Below are 18,150 nucleotides of genomic sequence, written 5' to 3' on the forward strand. Positions count from 1 at the left end.
ATTTCGGTTTTTGGAGTAAAGAGGAACGGCTTAGCGCTTCCCCGCATCGAGGCGGCTTTTGAGCGCGTCCAGTTGTTGCTGCAGGGCCTGGCGGTCGCTGGCGGCCTGCTGCTCGAGCTGCTGCACTTTCGTTTCGAGCTTCGTTTTGTCTTCGTGCAGCTGCACGATGTACAGGCTTTGCTCCTCGATCTTTTCCAGCAACTTGGCCGACATCGAACCGAGGTCGAGGCCTTGCTTCACCATCTCTTCTGCACTGGGCACTCCGGGTAGATGGCCGTTGCGGCGCACATAGCTGCCGAGCTGGTTGAGGGGCAGCAGCTTGTAGTCGTTGCCGAACACATAATCGGCCCAATCGCCGGTGGTGCGCAGGGCTACACGCACCCGCTCGGTAAGGATGCCGGTTTCCACATACAGGCTGTAGTTGCCGGGATACTGGTAGTTTGCCCAGATGTTGTGCCCGATGAGCACCTTACCGTCTTTGCGGGCGACCAGCAGGCGGCGGAACATATTCAGCTGCGGGTCGTAGTTGCTCAAGACGATCCCTTCACCAGCGGAGCTGTTGCCCACCGAAACGAGGCTCAGCGAACCGCCGCCGTCGTTGTAGTTGGAGGTATTGGTCGGAAAGAAATGCACGTAACTTCCGGTAGCCGGCGTACCGTCGCCGGCGGAAAGGACCATTCCGTTGGTGCTGTTGTGGATGTTGCCCCTGAACGAAGGGGGCGTTCCGGGCGCATAGCTGATGATGTTGTTGCTGGGAACGGTCTGGGCATGAGCGGCCTGCATCGCGCCGAAGGCGATGGCCGCAAGAATGAAGTTCTTCATTGTTTACAATTGATTATCGGGTGATCAAAAAAGTGTTTAAAGGGGATCCATCATGCATGTTGGTCGAAACAAAAGTAGCCGCCCGATCGGGCAGCCACAAGAGAGGAAATACGGTATTTTTTTACGATACCCGACTAGGGGATTTACGACGAACTCGGTAGAAACCGCATCCATACCGCATTTCGCAATGGCGTACATTGCCGATGCCGAAATCCTTTCGTGATGGCAGGACCCCATTTATTCACCATATTCACCAACATGATGCAACCCGAACGGAGCCGCAGCCTCGAGTCGGTGCGGCGGATACGCGCGGCCCGCCAGCGGCGGCAACGGCTACGCGACGGCCTCGTTGACGGGCTGCAGATCGGGTTGGGCGTGCTGTCTGCCGGCTTCGGGCTCAAGGGTTTCCTGCTGCACAACGGCTTTATCGACGGCGGCGTTACCGGGATGTCGCTGCTCACGCAGCACGTTACCGGCTGGCCGCTGCCGGCGCTGCTCATCGTGCTCAACATCCCCTTCCTCGTGCTCGGCTGGCGGCAGATCGGCCGCGGCTTCAGCATCCGCAGCATCGGGGCCATCAGCCTGCTGGCGCTGGCCCTGCTCTTCATCCCCTACCCCGCCGTAACCAACGACAAGATCCTCGTGGGCGTGTTCGGCGGTTTCTTCCTCGGCGCGGGCATCGGCCTCAGCATACGCGGCGGCGCCGTGCTCGACGGCACCGAAGTGCTGGCCATCTTTCTCAACCGGCGCAGCAACCTATCGGTGGGCGACTTCATCCTCGTCTTCAACATCTGCATCTTCGGCGTCGCCGCCTGGCTCCTGTCGGTAGAAACGGCGCTCTATTCCATCCTCACCTACCTGGCGGCGTCGAAAACCATCGACTTTATCCTCGAGGGAATCGACGAGTTCACCGGCGTCACCATCGTCTCCGTGCGCAGCCGGCAGATCTCCGACATGATCACCGAAAAGCTGGGCCGCGGCCTCACCATTTACCAGGGCAAGCGCGGCGTGGGTAAGAGCGGTGAAAAAACCAACACCACCGATATCATCTTTACGGTCGTCAGCCGCCTGGAGCTGCACCGCCTCAAGACGGAAGTGGCCGCCCTCGACCGCAACGCTTTTCTCGTCATGCACCCCGTGAAGGAAACGCACGGTGGCATGGTGAAGCGCAAGCCGCTCAAGAAGATCAAAGGATGATCAAAAAGTCAGATCTCCGATTTCGGATTTCTGATCTCAGATTTCGGCTGTGCGCAATACTCAGCGCTCATCGTGTTCACGACGCACGCCTTCCGTCGCGGGTATTCTTCTGTACGGCAACGGCGGCAAAGAGGCTCAGCACGAACGACATCGCATAAAAGCCTTTCTCGGCGCGGGTGAGCGTGGCGTTCCATAGTCCGACGGTCATCAGCAGCACCGAAGCGACAGTGGCGAACCAGGCGAGGCCATAATAGAGCCCGGTGACGGGAATACCTTCCAGCTGATCGCGCACGGCCTTCTGCACCGAGATCGACGCGAAGAGACCGAAGAGCAGCACGGTGAAATAGTAGCCCTTTTCATTCAGTTGCATGTCGGCATTCCAGAGACCGATGATAAAGGCGAAAAAGCCGGCGGCAAGGGCGAGCCAGGAGGCGCCGGAAAAGGCGGCGGACGGTCCCTTCGGTTGTACGGGTTCCATGATTTCTGATTTGTTTGCAACAAACCTACCTGTGACAGGAAGGTCCCTTCTTGACAAAGATCAAATAGGAAGAAAGGGAATGTTAAGGGAATGCGCAGCCGCGATCACACATCCGAAAGCCGCGATCGTATGCGGCTCAGCGTTTCGGCGCTGATCCCCAGCCAGGAAGCGAGGTGGCCCAGCGGCACACGTTGCAGCAACTCGGGCTGGCCTTCGAGCACGTCGCGGTAACGGTCGGCCGCGCTGCGGAACTGCGCGTTGAGAAAACGTTCCTCGAGGCGGATGTAGTAGCGCTCGTAGGCGATGCGCAGGGCGCGTTCAAGCTCGTGGTGCTGATCGAGCAGGCCCGCCAGGCGCTCCTTTGAAATAGACCAGAGCACGGCGTCTTCGAGCAGCTGCACGTGCTCCACGGAAGCCGTGCCGGTGCTGAAGCTGTGAAAGGAGGTCACGAATTCTTCGGCGAGGGCGAACCAATGCGTCACCTCCTTGCCATCGGCGAGGTAATAGCCGCGGAGCGCACCCGATTCCAGGAAATAAAGGTGGCGGCAGATCTGGCCCGGGCGTACCAGCGAGTCGCCCTTTCCGAGGTGCACCTCCTCGAAAGCAGGGGCGATCGCCGCCCGCGCGCCGGCGCTGAGTGGGTGAAAAGTAGCGATATGTTGCAGCAGGCGTTCCGGCACGGCGTCAGCGTTTACCCAGCCAGAAACCCAGGCTGAACTGACCCACGATGGTGTAGCTGTTGGCCGACTCCGTCCAGGTCGTGTAGGTATAGGGATAGGTGTTTGAATACTGGTAGCGGGTTTCTTTGCGGAAGGCATAGCCGACACCGACGGCCAGCTCGAGGCTGAAGCGCTTCGGGTAGTTGCGCTGCAGCCCCCACACAAACCCAAGGTCGTGTTCGGGACGCACTTCGTCCTGCTTTTCGCCAACCGGCGCATACATCGAATTGCGCGTCCAGAACACCTGATAAAGGGGCCCAACGAAATTGAGGTTGTTGTTTTCGGTGCGCTTGCCGGCGCGGCTGCGGGCTTTGTAGTTGTAGTAATACCGGTATTGGATCGAAGCCCCCGGCTCGAAATAAACGTCGTAGCGCGCCCCGACGATGCTGGAATTGGAGTTACCGTTCAGCCCGAGGCCGGCATAGGCTTCGGCCACTACCGACTGCAGGCGTCCCACGCGCTTTTCAAAGCCCAGCCCGGGGTTCAGGAAGGTTACGCGCGGCATGTCGCGGATGTCGCCGCTGTCGGCCGGCGCCCGTTGCGCCCGGGCAGCACCCGCCAGCACAAGGAATAATACAGTCAGCTTGATCGCATGCATAGGTAATGGTTCAGGAAGATTCCGGCCCGGAAGGTACGCGAAAAAAGGACGAGGCCCCGGCCCAAAGCGCATTCAGCGAGTACGGTTAGCGGCACCGGGAATCCCGAGATCAGGCCTCGGCCAGTTGCGCCTTCAGGAAGGCCACGATCCACTCCTGCTCGGCACGGTTGGCATTTTCGAAGAAATAGACGGTACCGCTGCCGCTCAGTACGGCGGGCGCGAGCGACAGCGGGCCGAAGCGGCCGGCGCGCGCCAGTGCGTTACCCGGTGGCGGCAAAGAAAGCGGCTTGCTGCGCAGCTCCTCGAGGCGGATCGCCTGGATGGCGCGGGCTTCGAAGGAATGGCGCTTCGAAAACAGGAGCCGCTTTTTGTCGATGAGTAGCCGGCTGCGGGTAACCCGTACCGTTTGCGTTTTCGGTCATGAAATTAACCGCGGCCAGCAGCAGGCCACCGCCGATCAACCAGAAAAGAATCGAAAAGAGCGCGAAAAAGCCCGACGCCGATGCCGCAAGAACGGTCCACACCGCCACGAACGAGAGCCAGAACAGCGCGAAACCCATGAAAAAGAAAGTGCCGCAACCGGCCCTGCGGCGAGGCAGGTGCACTTCTACGCCATCAAGCCCGCGGGACAGCTGCAGTGCCGAGCCGGGTGGCGGCTCCTGCCGCACAGCCGCCGGCACACCGGGCGCAGGCGCCAGGCTGCTCAGCCGGTGCAGCGCACCGCAGGCGGGGCATTGCGCCAGGTCGGTGATCACATTGATGTGCTGCGGCGGGATGGAATGCCCGCAGTCGGGACAGCTCAGTTCCATGGAGGTAAGGTACCGCTTTTAGCGCACTCGTGCATAGCTCCTGCGGCCCTTGGGCCCATAAGAATGCCGCCCCCGGACGAGGGCGGCTTCAGTCAACGATGCTAACATTCAATCGGTTTGCAACAACCGGCCATTGACGCTGTTACGGCCAATGGGGAGGCGATACAATACGAGTGAACAAAGGTTACCGTTGATGCTTGTCCGTATGCCGTCGGCGAACAGGCAACAAGCGGCCGCGCTGCTCTGGAGCGAAATAATTTTATTGCAGTTGATTTGAATGATGGCACCTTTTGGCCAGGCACAATACCACATCTGCGCAGCCACGGCATAGTGCTGTGTTTTTAGGTTAGCAAAACCTGCCGGGGCAGGTGGATTGGATCATACGCGAGGCGGTGCGCACCGCAACCACACGACCTATCGGAACGATCGGCTCGGTAGCGAAGTGCCCGGGGTGCAATAGTGAGCGTGCATGGGTAAGGAGAAAACTTCCGGGGCCGGAAGCTGCGTTGGTCAGGTCTTCCCCGCGGTGCGGGGCACGGTTGGCATCACTGAAAAGAGCACAAACTTGGGGCCCGGTTTCCCGTAGAAATACTACATGCGTGCCGAGCTGTAGCAATGGCGCCCGTAAGGCACTGACGATAAAGCGATTGCCACGGGAAAGCGCCCCCGCATTGCCCTCACTTTTTTTGATTCGTTCAAAGTTGTGACGCGCAGCCAACGGCGTATCCGATGCAAGTGTATGCGGCGGCACAAATTGTAGCGGCAAAGTCCCAACCAGTACATTTGTCCTATGCCCTCCTACTCCGACTACGTGACTACGATGCAGCGGATCGCCGACATCCGCGCCGCTTCCGCCGTGCTGCAATGGGACCAGGAAACCTACCTGCCGCCGAAGGGCGCGCACTTCCGCGGCCGCCAGTTGAGCACCCTTTCGGAAATCGCCCACGAGGAATTCTGCAGCGACAGCATCGGCGCCCTGCTCGACGGCCTGCTGGCCGCCGGCACGCTTGACGATGCACAGCGCCGCAATGTGGAACTGAGTCTCGAGGATTACCAGAAGGCCAGGAAGTACAGTGCCTCGCTCGTGCGCAGGCTTTCCGACGCCGGCAACAATGCCTTTCACAGCTGGATGGAGGCGCGCCGCCGCAACGACTTCCGCCTCTTCGCGCCCGCCCTCACCGAGATGGTGGCCCTCAAGAAAGAAGAAGCCTCCGTGCTGGGCTACACGGCACACCCCTACGACGCGCTGCTTAACGAATACGAGAAAGGCGCCACCACCGCGCAGCTCGATGCCGTCTTCGGCGCCCTGCTGCCGCAGCTGCGCGGCTTGCTCGACGAACTGCTGGCGCAGCCTGCCGCCGACGATTCCTTTCTCCGCCAGCACTACCCCGCCGACACCCAATGGCAATGGGGCCTGCACCTGCTGCGGGCCCTCGGCTTCGACGGCGAGGCCGGCCGCCAGGACCGCAGCGAGCACCCGTTCTCTACCAGCTTCTCGCCGCAGGATGTGCGCATTACCACGCGGATTGACGAAGCGGATTTTGCCAACATGACCTGGAGCACGATCCACGAGCTCGGTCATGCCCTCTACGAGCAGGGCCTGCCGCCGGAGCAATACGGCCTCCCGCTGGGTGAGGCGGCTTCCCTGTCGATCCATGAATCGCAATCACGGCTCTGGGAAAACAATGTCGGCCGCAGCCCCGCCTTTTGGGAGTACTGGCTGCCGCAGCTCCGCACCTATTTTCCTGGACAGCTCGCCGCGGTGGACGGCGAGCGGTTTTTCCGGGGCATCAACAAAGTGCAACCCTCGCTGATCCGCACGGAAGCCGACGAGGTGACCTATCATTTTCATGTGTACATTCGGTATACGCTCGAGAAAGCGCTCCTGGACGGCAGCCTGCAGGTGGCCGATGTCCCGGGATATTGGAAGGAGAACTACCGCAAATGGCTCGGCGTGACCCCGCCCGACGACAAGAGCGGTGCCCTGCAGGATGTGCACTGGAGCCACGGCTCTTTCGGCTACTTTCCGACCTACAGCCTAGGCAGCCTTTACGCCGCCCAGTTTTACGCCGCCGCGGCGGCGGCGCTGCCCGGATTGGAAGATGACCTGCGCCAAGGCCGCACCGAACGCCTGCTCGACTGGCTGCGCCGCGAAGTGCACCAGCATGGCCGCCGTTATACCAGCGATGGGCTATGCCGGCGAATTACGGCACAATCGTTGAGCAGTGCGTACTTCATTGATTACGTACGGCAGAAGTACGGCTTAACCTGAAAACCGCCCAAACACGCATTATGACCCGTTTAACCGCCCTCCTCTTCCTGCCCGCCCTGCTGGCGCTCGGTAGCTGCAAAAAATATATCGAAGACAAGCAGGAGGAAGCTGCCGTGGAGATCATCACCAACGGACGCTGGAAGATCAGCAGCTTCAGCACCGGCAGCACCGACCAGTTGGCCCTGTTCAATAACTACCTGTTTCAGTTCAACGCCAACTCCACGGTGGATGCTTTTTACAACGGCACGATGCAGTTGAGCGGTGGCTGGACCTACGACATTCCCGCGCGCACGGTGACCGGCAATTTCCCCACTTCCTCCGACCCGCTGGCGCTCATCAACGGCACCTGGACGGTAACCAATTCGACGCAGACGACCGTGGATGCAGAGCGTAGCGTGAACGGCGAAACCCGCCGCATGCATATGGATAAGCAATAATATTAACAAACGGCTCTGTTTTTGCACTCTGACCGGGTACGGCCACCATTTCCCCATTTCGGGGGCTGTCCAACCTAAACACCCGTCTGAGTGAACCAACGAATCGTATTACTGCTGCTTTTGCTGGCCGGCGCCCTTTGCGGGCGGGCCCAGCTCACCGCCGATTTCATCTCTGATATCCGGCAGGGATGCTCGCCCATTGTCGTCAATTTCCAGGACCGCTCTTCGGGTGGTGCCACCGCCTGGCACTGGGACTTCGGCAACGGCGCAACCTCCACGCTCCAGAACCCTTCGGCCACCTATTTCACCACCGGCAACTACACCGTCACCCTTACCGTCACCAGCAATGGCGGCGCGGTAAGCAATTCGGTGACGAAAACGGCCTATATCTCGGTGCTGGACGAACCCCAGGTAAACTTTGTCGCCGACCGCACGACGGGCTGCTCGCCGACGGTAGTGACCTTCCAGGACCAGTCGACAACGCCCGCCGGATCCAGCATCACCAACTGGCAGTGGGACTTCGGCGACGCGCAGACGGCCACGGGGCCCAACCCGACGCATGTGTTCCGCGGCGCCGGCTCCTACACGATCACGCTCAGCATCACCAACAGCGCGGGTTGCAAGAAGCTCTTTTCGATGCCGAATTACATCAACGTCAACCCCGGCGTCACACCGCGCTTTACCTGGAGCGACCCCGGCGTTTGCCGCGCCCCCGCTACCGTCAACTTTACCAACAACTCTACCGGACCCGGCACCATCACCTACAACTGGACCTTCGGCGACGGAGGCACCACGAGCGACGGCTCGCCCTCCCATACCTTTCAAACCAACGGCACCTACCACGTGGTGCTGATGGCAACCAGCTCGCTGGGCTGCTCCGATTCGGCCACCTCCGACATCGTCGTGGGCCGCGTGAACACCGATTTGACTGTGCCCACGCACATCTGCCCTCGCCAGCCAGTGACGTTCATGAACAACAGCAACCCACGGCCGATCGCCTCGCAATGGACCTTTTCGTCCGGCGCCCGCGATACGCTGCCCAATGCCGTCGTTTCCTTCCCCGCGCCGGGCACCTACACCGTGCACCTGGTGAATACGTACGCTACCTGCGTGGACTCGGTAGAGAAAACCTTTACCGTGAGCACTGTACCGCAAACTTCCTTTACGGTGTCCGACAGCGGCCGCTGCCAGCCGCCGCTGAACGTGCAGTTTACCAACACCTCCTCGCTGAGCACCAGCTACCAGTGGATCTTCGGCGACAACAGCAGCTCCACGGACGCCAACCCGGCACATACCTATAACGCGCTGGGCGCTTATTCGGTGACCCTCATCGCGACCGACACCAGCGGCTGCAGCGACACGCTCACGCGCAGCAACCTGATCAACATCCGTAAGCCGATCATCTCCTACGTAGGACTGCCCGAAGGCGGCTGCATACCCGATACGGTAGGCATGAAAGCCAATGTGCAAACCTTCGGCACGGTCACGTCCTGGCTTTGGAATTTCGGCGACGGCTCCGCGCCCTCCAACCTCGACTCGACGGGACATATTTACACCAACCAGGGCACCTACGACATCATGCTCACCATCACGACCAGCGATGGCTGCACGGTGACCGACACGCTGCGTGAAGGCGTGAAGGTGGGCACACACCCCGTGCCTCAATTCATTGGCAACCCCACCACGGCCTGCGCCGACCCCGGCGTGACCTTCACCAACCAAAGCACCAACGCCACGGACTACCTCTGGAACTTCGGCGACGGCACCACGTCCACCGATGTCAACCCCATTCACGTATTCGCCGATACGGGCCGCTTCAACATCCAGCTCACCGCCATCAACAACGGCTGCCGCGAAGAGCTGATCAAGCTGCGCTACATCACCATCCTGCCGTCCGTATCGCGGTTTACCTGGCGCGCCGACTGCAGCAGCCAGCTGCGCTATACCTTCATCGACCGCTCCCTTTCGGCTACCGGCTGGACCTGGGATTTCGGCGACGGCACGACCTTTAACGGCCAGAACCCGCCGGCGCATACCTTCCCTGGCTTCGGCAGTTACACGGTGAAGCTGACCACCACCAACGGCAGCTGCACCTACACCCTTTCGAAAACGATCCAGGTCATCGACCGGCAACCGAGCATCAACGGCATCGACAGCATCGGCTGCCGCCCCTTCCGCGCGCACCTGCGTGCCGAAGGCGCCGACCTGGGCATCTTCCGGAAGTACCAGTGGAACTTCGGCGACGGCACACCGGTGGATACTTCCGGGGCAGACCTCACCCACCTGTACACCCGCCCCGGCACCTTCAATGTGACCCTCACCGCCATTGATTCCTTTGGCTGCCGCTATACCATCACCGACACGGGGCTCGTGCGCGTGAACGGGCCCATAGCCGCCTTTGGCGCTATCAACCCGCGCGGCTGCCGCGGCATGGAAGTGACCTTCACGGACTCCTCCAGCACCGATGGCCGCAACGGCATCCGCCAATGGGTATGGGAATTCGGCGACAGCGTGCGCCACAGCTTTTTGGCGCCGCCTTTCACCCACGTGTTCGACAGCACCGGAGACTTCGACGTGAAGCTCGTGGTGACCGATTCGGCCGGCTGCTCCGACAGCGTCATCAAGCGCCAGCTGGTGCGTACTTCCAGCCTCAAAGCCGACTTCACAGCCCTGCGCGAGTACTGCCCGCGCAGCAACCTGTATTTCCCCAACCTCACGCAAAGCGACCTGCCCTTCACCCAGCTCTGGGAGTTCGGCGACGGCGGCACCTCCACCGACTATAACGCCTATCACAGCTATGCCGACACCGGTTATTACTCCGTAACGCTGATGGTGGAAGACTTCCTCGGCTGCCGCGACACGCTGCACCGCGACACGTTCGTGCATATCAAGCGACCGACGGCCGACTTCATCGCCAACAACCTGGTGACCTATTGCACGCCCTTCCAGGCGATGTTCCAGAATACGTCCAACTTCTACTACATGAGCGAATGGAGCTTCGGTCCCGGCATCGGCACTTCCAACCAAACGCATCCCTACGCCTACTATACCCGCCCCGGCACCTACCCCGTGAAGCTTGTTATAACGGCCTATGGCGGCTGCAAGGATTCAACCACGCAGAACATGGTGGTGCACGACCAGGCCGACGCGCGCCTCGACTATTCCCCGCTTAACGGCTGTACGCCGCTCAACGTGGACTTCAGCGCCTTCGCCCCGATGAACGCCCGCTTCGTGTGGGACTTCGGTGACGGCAACGTGGTAGACACGACGCTCAATGCCATCCAGCACCGTTATTACGACTTCGGCGACTTCACCCCACGCATCATCATGCGCGAGCTGTCGGGGCAGTGCACCATTGCCCTCGTAGGGACGCGCACTATCAGCTTGCTGGGCACGCACGCCAAGTTCGAGCTCGACTCGATGCTTTTCTGCGATGCCGGCACCATCCATCCCAACTCCGACTCTACCACCGCCAATAACCCGATCACAAGCTACCAGTGGACCTTCGGCGACGGCGGCACCGCCTCTGTGCCCAACCCGGTGCACACCTATAACAGCCCCGGCCAGTATAACGTGCAGCTGGTGGTGAACACCCAGGCGGGCTGCACCGACACGGCCATCATCGGCCCCGTGAAAGTGGCAGCCACCCCGCGTGTAGCCATCGTGGCCGACAGCATCGTCTGCCGCAACGAGCGCGTGCCCTACGCCGGCCAGTTCCTGGTCACCGACACGTCGGTCGTGCAATGGAGCTGGATCTTCCCGAACGGCAATACCAGTAATCAACAAAATCCCGGTGTGCAGCAATACGACACAACCGGCACCTTCGATGTGATGGCCGCCGTAGTCAACAGCAGCGGCTGCCGCGATACCCTGCACCAGCAGCTGACGGTGCATGGCCTGCCCACGGTGACGCTCCCGGCTCAAATCACGAAGTTTGTCGGTGTGCCCTCCGTGCTTTATGCGCAGTATACTTCCGGCGTGACCGGCTACTCCTGGTCTCCGGCAACGACCCTGAGCTGCGCCAACTGTCCGCAACCCGTTGCCACGCCGAGCTTCAACACCTTGTATACCGTTACCGCCACCGACAGCAACGGTTGTAGAAATACGGCATCCGTGCAGGTGCTGGTGCTTTGCCAGGGCGCCCGCGTGTTTGTACCGAACACGTTCTCGCCCAACGGCGACGGTCACAACGACCGCTTCTTCGTGGAAGGAAATGGCCTCGCGCGGATGAAATCGCTGCGCGTGTTCAACCGCTGGGGCGAAGTGGTTTTTGAATCGCGCGACTTCCCCGTGAACAACGCGTCCTACGGCTGGGACGGCATGTACAAGGGGCAAAAAGCGGCACCAGATGTGTATATATACCAGCTTGAGGTCTTCTGCGAGAACAGCGAGGTACTCAAGTTCGAAGGCAACGTGGCGCTTATCCGCTGAGGAGCCGCGCCCGACATAACCTAAACATCCGACCGACGATGAACACCTTCCATAAATTGTGTACCGCTTGGGCAGTATGCCTGCTGGGCGGGACCCTGCAAGCGCAGGACCTGCACTTCTCGCAGTTCTTCCAGGCGCCGCTGCTGCGCAACCCCGCCCTGGCGGGCATCTTCACCGGCGACATCCGCGTGCAGGCGCTCTACCGCGACCAGTGGAACAGCGTGACCAACGCCTACCGCACCACCTCGCTGAGCGGCGAGTACAAGATGCCCATCGGCAAGGCCGACGACTTTCTCACCCTCGGCGCACAAGTGCTCTACGACCAGGCGGGCACCGTGTCGTGGAAGACCACGCACGTGCTGCCTACGGTGAACTACCATAAATCGCTGAGCACCGAGGTGAACCGCTACCTCTCGGTGGGCTTCATGGGCGGCGTGGTGCAGACCCGCATCGACCGCGACAAGGTGCAAACGAGCGACTGGTACAACGGCGCGGGCGACGGTGAATCCTTCACCGGACCGAAAGCAACCTATCTCGATATGGCCACCGGCATTTCGTTCAACACGCAATGGCGGGAGAAGTCGGACGACAACCTGTTCCTCGCTGTCGCCTACCATCACTTCAACCGCCCGAAGCGCTCCTTTTACCAGGACGCCTCCGCGGAGCTCAAACCAAAGATCGTGATCTCCGGCGGCATCCGCTTTTCGGTTACCGAGGCGAGCTACCTCAACCTGCAAGGCGATTTTTCGAAGCAGGGCCAATACCAAGAAAGTGTGCTCGGAGCACTGTACGGCATCAAGATGGGCCCGGAGCTCGACAACCCGCGCTATACCCTCCACGGCGGTGCCTTCCTCCGCTGGAACGACGCCGTGGTGCCCGTCATCAAGGTGGACTATCACCCCTTCTCGTTTTCCTTCAGCTACGACGTCAACATCTCCAAGCTGAAGACCTCCACGCTCGGCGCGGGCGGCTTCGAGGTGGGCCTTACGTATACGGCGAAGAACAAGCGGCGCGAGGAAATGAAGGGCGTCATCTTCTGTCCGAAATACTAGCAGCCAAGACAAAGGATCCGCAAATTTTTAAAGGTTGGCGCGGCCCCGGGCGAACCAATCCTGACCTTTGCTGTTGTAACCCGAAACGAACATGATGCTGAAAACAGGCGATCAGGCTCCCGACTTCTCGCTCCCCGATTCTGACCGGAACATGGTTTCCCTCTCCAACTTCCGGTGGCGGCCCGTTTTGCTGTTGTTTTTCCCCGCCGCCTTTACTTCTGTCTGCACCGCCGAGCTTTGCTCCGTGCGCGATGAACTGGGCCGCTACGAAGAACTGGGTGCACAGCCGCTTGGCATTTCGGTGGACCTTCCTTTTACCCTGAACCGCTACAAACAGGACGAAAGGCTGAACTTCCCCCTGCTGAGCGACTTTAACAAAGAAGTTTCGGCGGCGTACAACGCCCTTTACGAGGAGTTCATCTTAGGATTGAAGGGAGTTTCAAAGCGGGCCGCCTACCTCATCGACGGCGACGGAACGATCCGCTACGCCGAGGTGTTGGAAAATGCCGGGGAACAGCCGGATTTCACCGCCATTAAGGCCGCGCTGGCCGCTCTTGGAACGCCTTCTTCCTAATTCTTTAGCAAAAACCGGCAAAAGTTTTGCGTTTTAGGAGTTAGTCGGTAATTTCATCACACTAAAAAAGGAGAAAAAGCGTTGAAGCGACTTGTACTTTTTACTTTACTGATCCTTACCCTGACTGCCGGAACGCAGGCGCAGACGCGCGCATCGTTCACTGGCGATCCGGTTACCATGCTGCGCTTCTACCCCAACCCGGCAACGACGCAGATCACCTTCGACTTCAGCCGTAGCTACGACCGCGGCTATACCATACAGGTGTTCAACTTCCTGGGGCGCAAGGTGTTCGAAGCCGGCAACGTAGGGCAGCGTACCGCTGTAAACCTCACCGATTACCTCCGCGGCGTATACATCTACCAGCTGTGGGATAAGAACGGCAAGCTCGTCGAATCGGGCAAATTCCAGGTTTCGAAATAAGCCCCCTACCCCCCGAAGGGGGCACTTAGCAAGATACTATCTGCCCCGTGTTGAAACATGTACACTAATAAATAGCTTAATAAGAAAAGCCCCGATCGCTACGAGACCGGGGCTTTTCATTTCCCCCTTCGGGGGTTAGGGGGCCCCGACTTCGATGATCAAAAACTTCAGGTACTGCGTATTTTCCATTCCGAACACGATGGGGTGATCCTGGCTCTGCGTCTGGAACGTGACCTGGCGGATGGGTCGGCGCGCGTCTTTGGCTGCCAGCTGGATGATCTCCAGGAAGAGCTCCGGGGGCACCAGGTTCGTGCAGGAAGAGGTCACGAGGAAGCCGCCGGGCTTCACCAGCTTCATCCCCCGCAGGTTGATCTCCTTGTAGCCCGTAATCGCCTTCTGGATGTTGGCGCGGCTCTTCGTAAAGGCCGGCGGATCGAGCATCACTACGTCCCACTTCTTGCCTTCCTTGCCCCATTGCTTCAGTACGTCGAAGGCGTTGGCCTGCTCGAATTTGACGATGGATTCCAGCCCGTTGAGGGCGGCATTGCGGTTCGCCTGATCTACGGCGCCCTGCGAAATGTCGAGACCCAGCACCGATTTGGCGCCGTAGTGCGCCGCGTGGATCTCGAAGGTACCGGTATAGGTAAAGGCACCCAGCACGTCCTGCCCTTTCACGATGTGCTCGATGGCACGGCGGTTGTCCTGCTGGTCGAGAAAGTAGCCGGTCTTCTGGCCGTTCTCCACGTCGACGCGGAACTTCAGCCCGTTTTCATTGATGATGATGTTGGTGTCGAAGGGCTCCGACAGGAATCTTTTGTGCTGCGGCAGTCCTTCGAGCTCCCGCACGGGCACGTCGTTGCGCTCGTAGATGCCTTTGGGGGAAAACACTTCCTGCAGCGCCTTGACGATAGCCGGCTTCCACAGGTCAATGCCGAGGGCGAGGGTCTGGATAACGAAATAGTCGTTGAACTTGTCGATGATGCACTGCGGCAGGCCGTCGGCCTCACCGAACACGAGGCGGCAGTTCTCGGTATAGCCGATGGCCTGGCGGTACTTCCAGCAGGCCTCGATCTTACGTTTGAACCAGGCTTCGTCGATCGTGTCTTTCACCTCGCGGGTCAGCAGGCGCACGATGATCTGCGAGGCCGCGTTGTAGTAGCCCTTGCCGCAAAACTTCCCATCGCCATACAGCACGTCCACGATGGCACCGGGCTCGGGGCTGCCCTCCACCTTCTCTACTTCGTTGGCAAAAATCCAGGGGTGTCCGTTAAAGATGCGCGGCGCTATTTTCCGGCGGAGATGAACTTGGGGCATAGCCGGCAAAGGTAGGCAACGTGAGGCGTGAACCGTGAGCCGTGAGCGGTTTTCGCGGCGGCCAACCTCACGCCTGACGCGTCACGCCTTACGACAAAATGTCCTTAAATCCCCACTGGCTCCATCTTTGACCCTTACCTTTGCTCCCAATTTTGTTGCGCTATGAATGAAAATAAAGAGAACCTGAACGGACAAAATGACCCGGCTGAAGCCGATGTTCCTGTCAATATTAACGTGGATGACAATACGCCCGGCGACCAGCACCTGAACGAGCCGGTGGCCGAGGAAAGCGAGCTCGAGAAGCTGAAAGGCCAGCTCGACGCCAAAAATGACCAGTACCTGCGCCTGGCCGCCGAATTCGACAACTTCAAGCGCCGTACGGCCAAGGAGCGGATCGAACTCATTCAGACCGCCGGCAAGGACGTGATCACGTCGCTGCTCGACGTACTGGACGATTCCGAGCGCGCCGAGCAGCAGCTCGAGAAGACCGAAGACGTGGCCCAGATCAAGGAAGGCATTCGCCTCGTGTTCACCAAGCTCCGCAACACCCTCGCGGGCCGCGGGCTGAAGCCGATGGACGCCAAGGGCCAGGATTTTAACGCCGACTTCCACGAAGCCATCACCGAGATCCCCGCCGGCGACGCGCACAAGGGCAAGGTGGTCGACGAAATAACGAAGGGCTATACGCTCAACGACAAGATCATCCGCTTCGCGAAGGTCGTTGTGGGAAAATAACCCTTCGGCAAGCTCAGGATGACAAGCGGAAAATGGCTGGCCGGATGGGTATTCACCCTTGACCATTCACCATTGACCCCAAACAAGCAACCACATTATGTCTAATAAAAGAGATTACTACGAAGTGCTGGGCGTGGCCAAAGGGGCCGCGGCGGACGAGATAAAAAAGGCTTACCGCAAGGTCGCCATGCAGTTCCACCCCGACCGCAACCCCGGCGACAAAGCCGCGGAGGAAAAGTTCAAGGAGGCCGCCGAGGCCTACGAGGTTCTTTCCGACGGCGACAAGCGGCAGCAATACGACCGCTTCGGACATGCCGGCGTTGCCGGTGCGGCCGGCCGCGGCGGCTACGGCGGCGGCCCCAACATGGACGACATCTTCAGCCAGTTTGGCGACATCTTCGGCGATGACATCTTCGGCTCCTTCTTCGGGGGCCAGGGCGGTCAGCGGGGCGGCGGTGGCGGCCAGCGGCGCGCCCGCGGCACCCGCGGCTCCAACCTGCGCATCAAGCTGAAGCTGACCTACGAGGAGATCGCCAAGGGCGTCACCAAGAACATCAAGGTCAAGAAATACGTGCCGTGCAACGTGTGCAGCGGCTCCGGCGCTAAAGACAAAGGCTCCGTGCAAACCTGCGGCACCTGCGGCGGCTCCGGCCAGGTACGCAAGGTCACCAGCACCTTCCTCGGCCAGATGCAGACCGTGACCACCTGCCCCACCTGCAACGGCGAAGGCTCCGTGGTAACGTCCAAATGCACCCACTGCAAGGGCGAAGGCCGGGTGTATGGTGAAGAGACCGTAACGATCGACATTCCGGCCGGTGTGCAGGAAGGCATGCAGCTCAACATCAGCGGCCGCGGCAACGCGGGCGAGCGCGGCGGCCCTGCCGGCGACCTCGTGATCCTCATCGAGGAAGAACCGCACAAGGAGCTCGTGCGCGAGGGCCTCAACGTAGCCTACGAGCTGCACCTCTCCTTCCCCGACGCGGTGTTCGGCACCTCCGTGGAAGTGCCCACCATCGACGGGCGCGCCAAGATCAAGATCCCCCCGGGCACGCAAAGCGGCAAGGTCTTCCGCCTCAAAGGCAAAGGCTTCCCCGCGGTCAATTCCTACGAAAAAGGCGACCAGCTCGTGCAGGTCAATATCTGGACCCCGCAGCACGTAAGCTCCGAGGAAAAAGCAGCGCTCGAAAAGCTCCAGGCTTCGTCCAACTTCAAACCGCAGCCCGAGAAAGGCTCCAAGTCGTTCTTCGACAAAATGCGGGAAATGTTTTCCTGATGCCTGATCTCGGATGTTTGATGTCTGATAGGTTGTCGATAAATACAAATAGAAAAAGGATCGCATTGCGATCCTTTTTCTATTAAATCTGCCCCGTCCTAAAATAAGTTGACACATCTGAGACTTATGTATGTCAACATCAGGACAGTCAAGGAAACGGAAGAGTCAGAAGGATTATACACTATCCTTCAAATTGCAGGTAGTTGCCCAGATCGAGAAAGGGGAGTTTACCTACCTGCAGGCCCAGCGTCATTACGGAATTCAAGGCAAGACAACGGTGTTGGTCTGGCTACGCAAACTGGGTACCTTACAGTGGAAAACCCGTTCGCGTATGGAAAAAGCAGAAAAGACCCCGGAGCAGCGCATCAAAGAACTGGAAGCTGCACTTCAATGGGAGCGCGACAAGAACCTGCTGCTGGAAACCACCATCGAGGTAGCGGAAAAGCAGTTCGGAATCGTGTTGCCAAAAAAGTTGCGCGCCAAGCTGCCCAAACCCTCCAAACGCAAGGACGGCTGAGCCTGAGCCGCGCCTGCAGGCTGCTTGGCATCTCACGGCAAGCCTTTTACCAGCAGCGCAGCCGCAATGAAGTGCGCGCCCTTCGGCTGGCGCCTGTACGCCACCTGGTGCAGGAAAAGCGACAGCTCATGCCCCGTCTTGGTACCCGCAAGCTTCATTACCTGCTTGCCCCCGAACTAAAGACCCGGGGCTTGAAGCTGGGGCGCGACGCCCTGTTCGACTACCTGCGGGGCGAGCACCTGTTGGTGCAACCGCGTAAGTGCTATACGAAAACGACAAACTCCAAACACTGGTTGCGCAAGCATCCCAACCGCACCGAAGGCCTGGAGCTGACGCGTCCGGAACAACTCTGGGTGGCCGACATCACTTACGTCACAACCAAGGAAAATACCGCCTACCTGTCGCTGATCACCGACGCCTACTCGCGCAAGATTGTAGGGCACTTCGTATCCGATAGCCTGGCAACAGAAGGTGTTGCCTGTGCCCTGAAAACGGCCTTGAA

Annotated in this window: 18 protein-coding genes; 11 read left to right on the top strand and 7 right to left on the bottom strand. The window is 59.8% G+C overall.

Translation table 11 applies throughout. The features are described from left to right. Window positions 1-30: 30 nt before the first annotated feature. Window positions 31-822, bottom strand: a complete 792-nt coding sequence (locus tag E0486_RS13570; protein WP_131852722.1) for a hypothetical protein — start codon at window positions 820-822, stop codon at window positions 31-33. Between the two features lie 222 nt (window positions 823-1,044). On the opposite strand from E0486_RS13570, the gene E0486_RS13575 reads away from it, so the two are divergent. Then, window positions 1,045-2,019, top strand: coding sequence for a YitT family protein (locus E0486_RS13575; RefSeq protein ID WP_207906255.1), 975 nt, complete (start codon window positions 1,045-1,047; stop codon window positions 2,017-2,019). Window positions 2,020-2,095: 76 nt separating this feature from the next. Here E0486_RS13575 and yiaA read toward each other — a convergent pair whose 3' ends face one another. The 5 genes from yiaA to E0486_RS13590 all read right to left on the bottom strand — a co-directional run bounded on the left by yiaA (window position 2,096) and on the right by E0486_RS13590 (window position 4,623). Beyond that, entirely contained in the window at window positions 2,096-2,497 is a 402-nt protein-coding gene (gene yiaA / locus E0486_RS13580; protein ID WP_131852723.1) for an inner membrane protein YiaA, read from the bottom strand. A 104-nt stretch (window positions 2,498-2,601) separates the two neighbouring features. Then, entirely contained in the window at window positions 2,602-3,177 is a 576-nt protein-coding gene (locus tag E0486_RS13585; RefSeq protein ID WP_207906256.1) for a Crp/Fnr family transcriptional regulator, read from the bottom strand. 4 nt (window positions 3,178-3,181) lie between these two features. Next, complete coding sequence (locus E0486_RS19095; protein WP_207906257.1) at window positions 3,182-3,814, bottom strand: hypothetical protein; 633 nt, start codon at window positions 3,812-3,814, stop codon at window positions 3,182-3,184. A gap of 109 nt (window positions 3,815-3,923) precedes the next feature. After that, a complete protein-coding gene (locus tag E0486_RS18925) occupies window positions 3,924-4,091 on the bottom strand; it encodes a hypothetical protein (protein ID WP_165917332.1) in 168 nt (55 codons plus the stop codon). Then, window positions 4,075-4,623 carry a hypothetical protein gene (locus E0486_RS13590; RefSeq protein WP_131852725.1) on the bottom strand — a complete coding sequence of 183 codons (549 nt, stop codon included), beginning with the start codon at window positions 4,621-4,623 and terminating at the stop codon, window positions 4,075-4,077. Before E0486_RS13590 ends, E0486_RS18925 begins: the two co-directional genes overlap by 17 nt. Window positions 4,624-5,413: 790 nt before the next feature. On the opposite strand from E0486_RS13590, the gene E0486_RS13595 reads away from it, so the two are divergent. The 6 genes from E0486_RS13595 (at window position 5,414) to E0486_RS13620 (ending at window position 13,809) form a co-directional block, all read left to right on the top strand. Then, a complete protein-coding gene (locus tag E0486_RS13595) occupies window positions 5,414-6,895 on the top strand; it encodes a carboxypeptidase M32 (RefSeq protein WP_131852726.1) in 1,482 nt (493 codons plus the stop codon). 20 nt (window positions 6,896-6,915) lie between these two features. Further along, window positions 6,916-7,332, top strand: coding sequence for a hypothetical protein (locus tag E0486_RS13600; protein ID WP_131852727.1), 417 nt, complete (start codon window positions 6,916-6,918; stop codon window positions 7,330-7,332). 90 nt (window positions 7,333-7,422) lie between these two features. Next, entirely contained in the window at window positions 7,423-11,763 is a 4,341-nt protein-coding gene (locus E0486_RS13605; protein ID WP_131852728.1) for a PKD domain-containing protein, read from the top strand. 38 nt (window positions 11,764-11,801) lie between these two features. Continuing rightward, the gene (locus tag E0486_RS13610; protein ID WP_131852729.1) at window positions 11,802-12,815 is read left to right on the top strand and encodes a PorP/SprF family type IX secretion system membrane protein; all 1,014 of its coding nucleotides are present in this window, start codon (window positions 11,802-11,804) and stop codon (window positions 12,813-12,815) included. A 91-nt stretch (window positions 12,816-12,906) separates the two neighbouring features. Continuing rightward, a complete protein-coding gene (locus E0486_RS13615) occupies window positions 12,907-13,389 on the top strand; it encodes a peroxiredoxin (RefSeq protein WP_131852730.1) in 483 nt (160 codons plus the stop codon). 177 nt (window positions 13,390-13,566) lie between these two features. Beyond that, a complete protein-coding gene (locus E0486_RS13620) occupies window positions 13,567-13,809 on the top strand; it encodes a T9SS type A sorting domain-containing protein (RefSeq protein WP_131852731.1) in 243 nt (80 codons plus the stop codon). 135 nt (window positions 13,810-13,944) lie between these two features. Here E0486_RS13620 and E0486_RS13625 read toward each other — a convergent pair whose 3' ends face one another. Continuing rightward, window positions 13,945-15,123 carry a class I SAM-dependent rRNA methyltransferase gene (locus tag E0486_RS13625; RefSeq protein ID WP_131852732.1) on the bottom strand — a complete coding sequence of 393 codons (1,179 nt, stop codon included), beginning with the start codon at window positions 15,121-15,123 and terminating at the stop codon, window positions 13,945-13,947. A 162-nt stretch (window positions 15,124-15,285) separates the two neighbouring features. Here E0486_RS13625 and E0486_RS13630 point away from each other — a divergent pair, with 162 nt between their 5' ends. From E0486_RS13630 to E0486_RS18935, 4 genes are all read left to right on the top strand, one after another. Further along, window positions 15,286-15,858 carry a nucleotide exchange factor GrpE gene (locus E0486_RS13630; RefSeq protein WP_131852733.1) on the top strand — a complete coding sequence of 191 codons (573 nt, stop codon included), beginning with the start codon at window positions 15,286-15,288 and terminating at the stop codon, window positions 15,856-15,858. Between the two features lie 97 nt (window positions 15,859-15,955). Then, complete coding sequence (gene dnaJ, locus E0486_RS13635) at window positions 15,956-17,131, top strand: molecular chaperone DnaJ (RefSeq protein WP_131852734.1); 1,176 nt, start codon at window positions 15,956-15,958, stop codon at window positions 17,129-17,131. Between the two features lie 331 nt (window positions 17,132-17,462). Further along, entirely contained in the window at window positions 17,463-17,648 is a 186-nt protein-coding gene (locus E0486_RS18930) for a hypothetical protein (protein WP_165917166.1), read from the top strand. 128 nt (window positions 17,649-17,776) lie between these two features. Beyond that, a partial coding sequence (locus tag E0486_RS18935; RefSeq protein ID WP_165917165.1) for a DDE-type integrase/transposase/recombinase occupies window positions 17,777-18,150 on the top strand: 374 nt, incomplete at its 3' end.

Origin of the sequence: Flaviaesturariibacter aridisoli (genome assembly GCF_004343705.1) — a bacterium.
Lineage (GTDB): Bacteria > Bacteroidota > Bacteroidia > Chitinophagales > Chitinophagaceae > Flavisolibacter > Flavisolibacter aridisoli.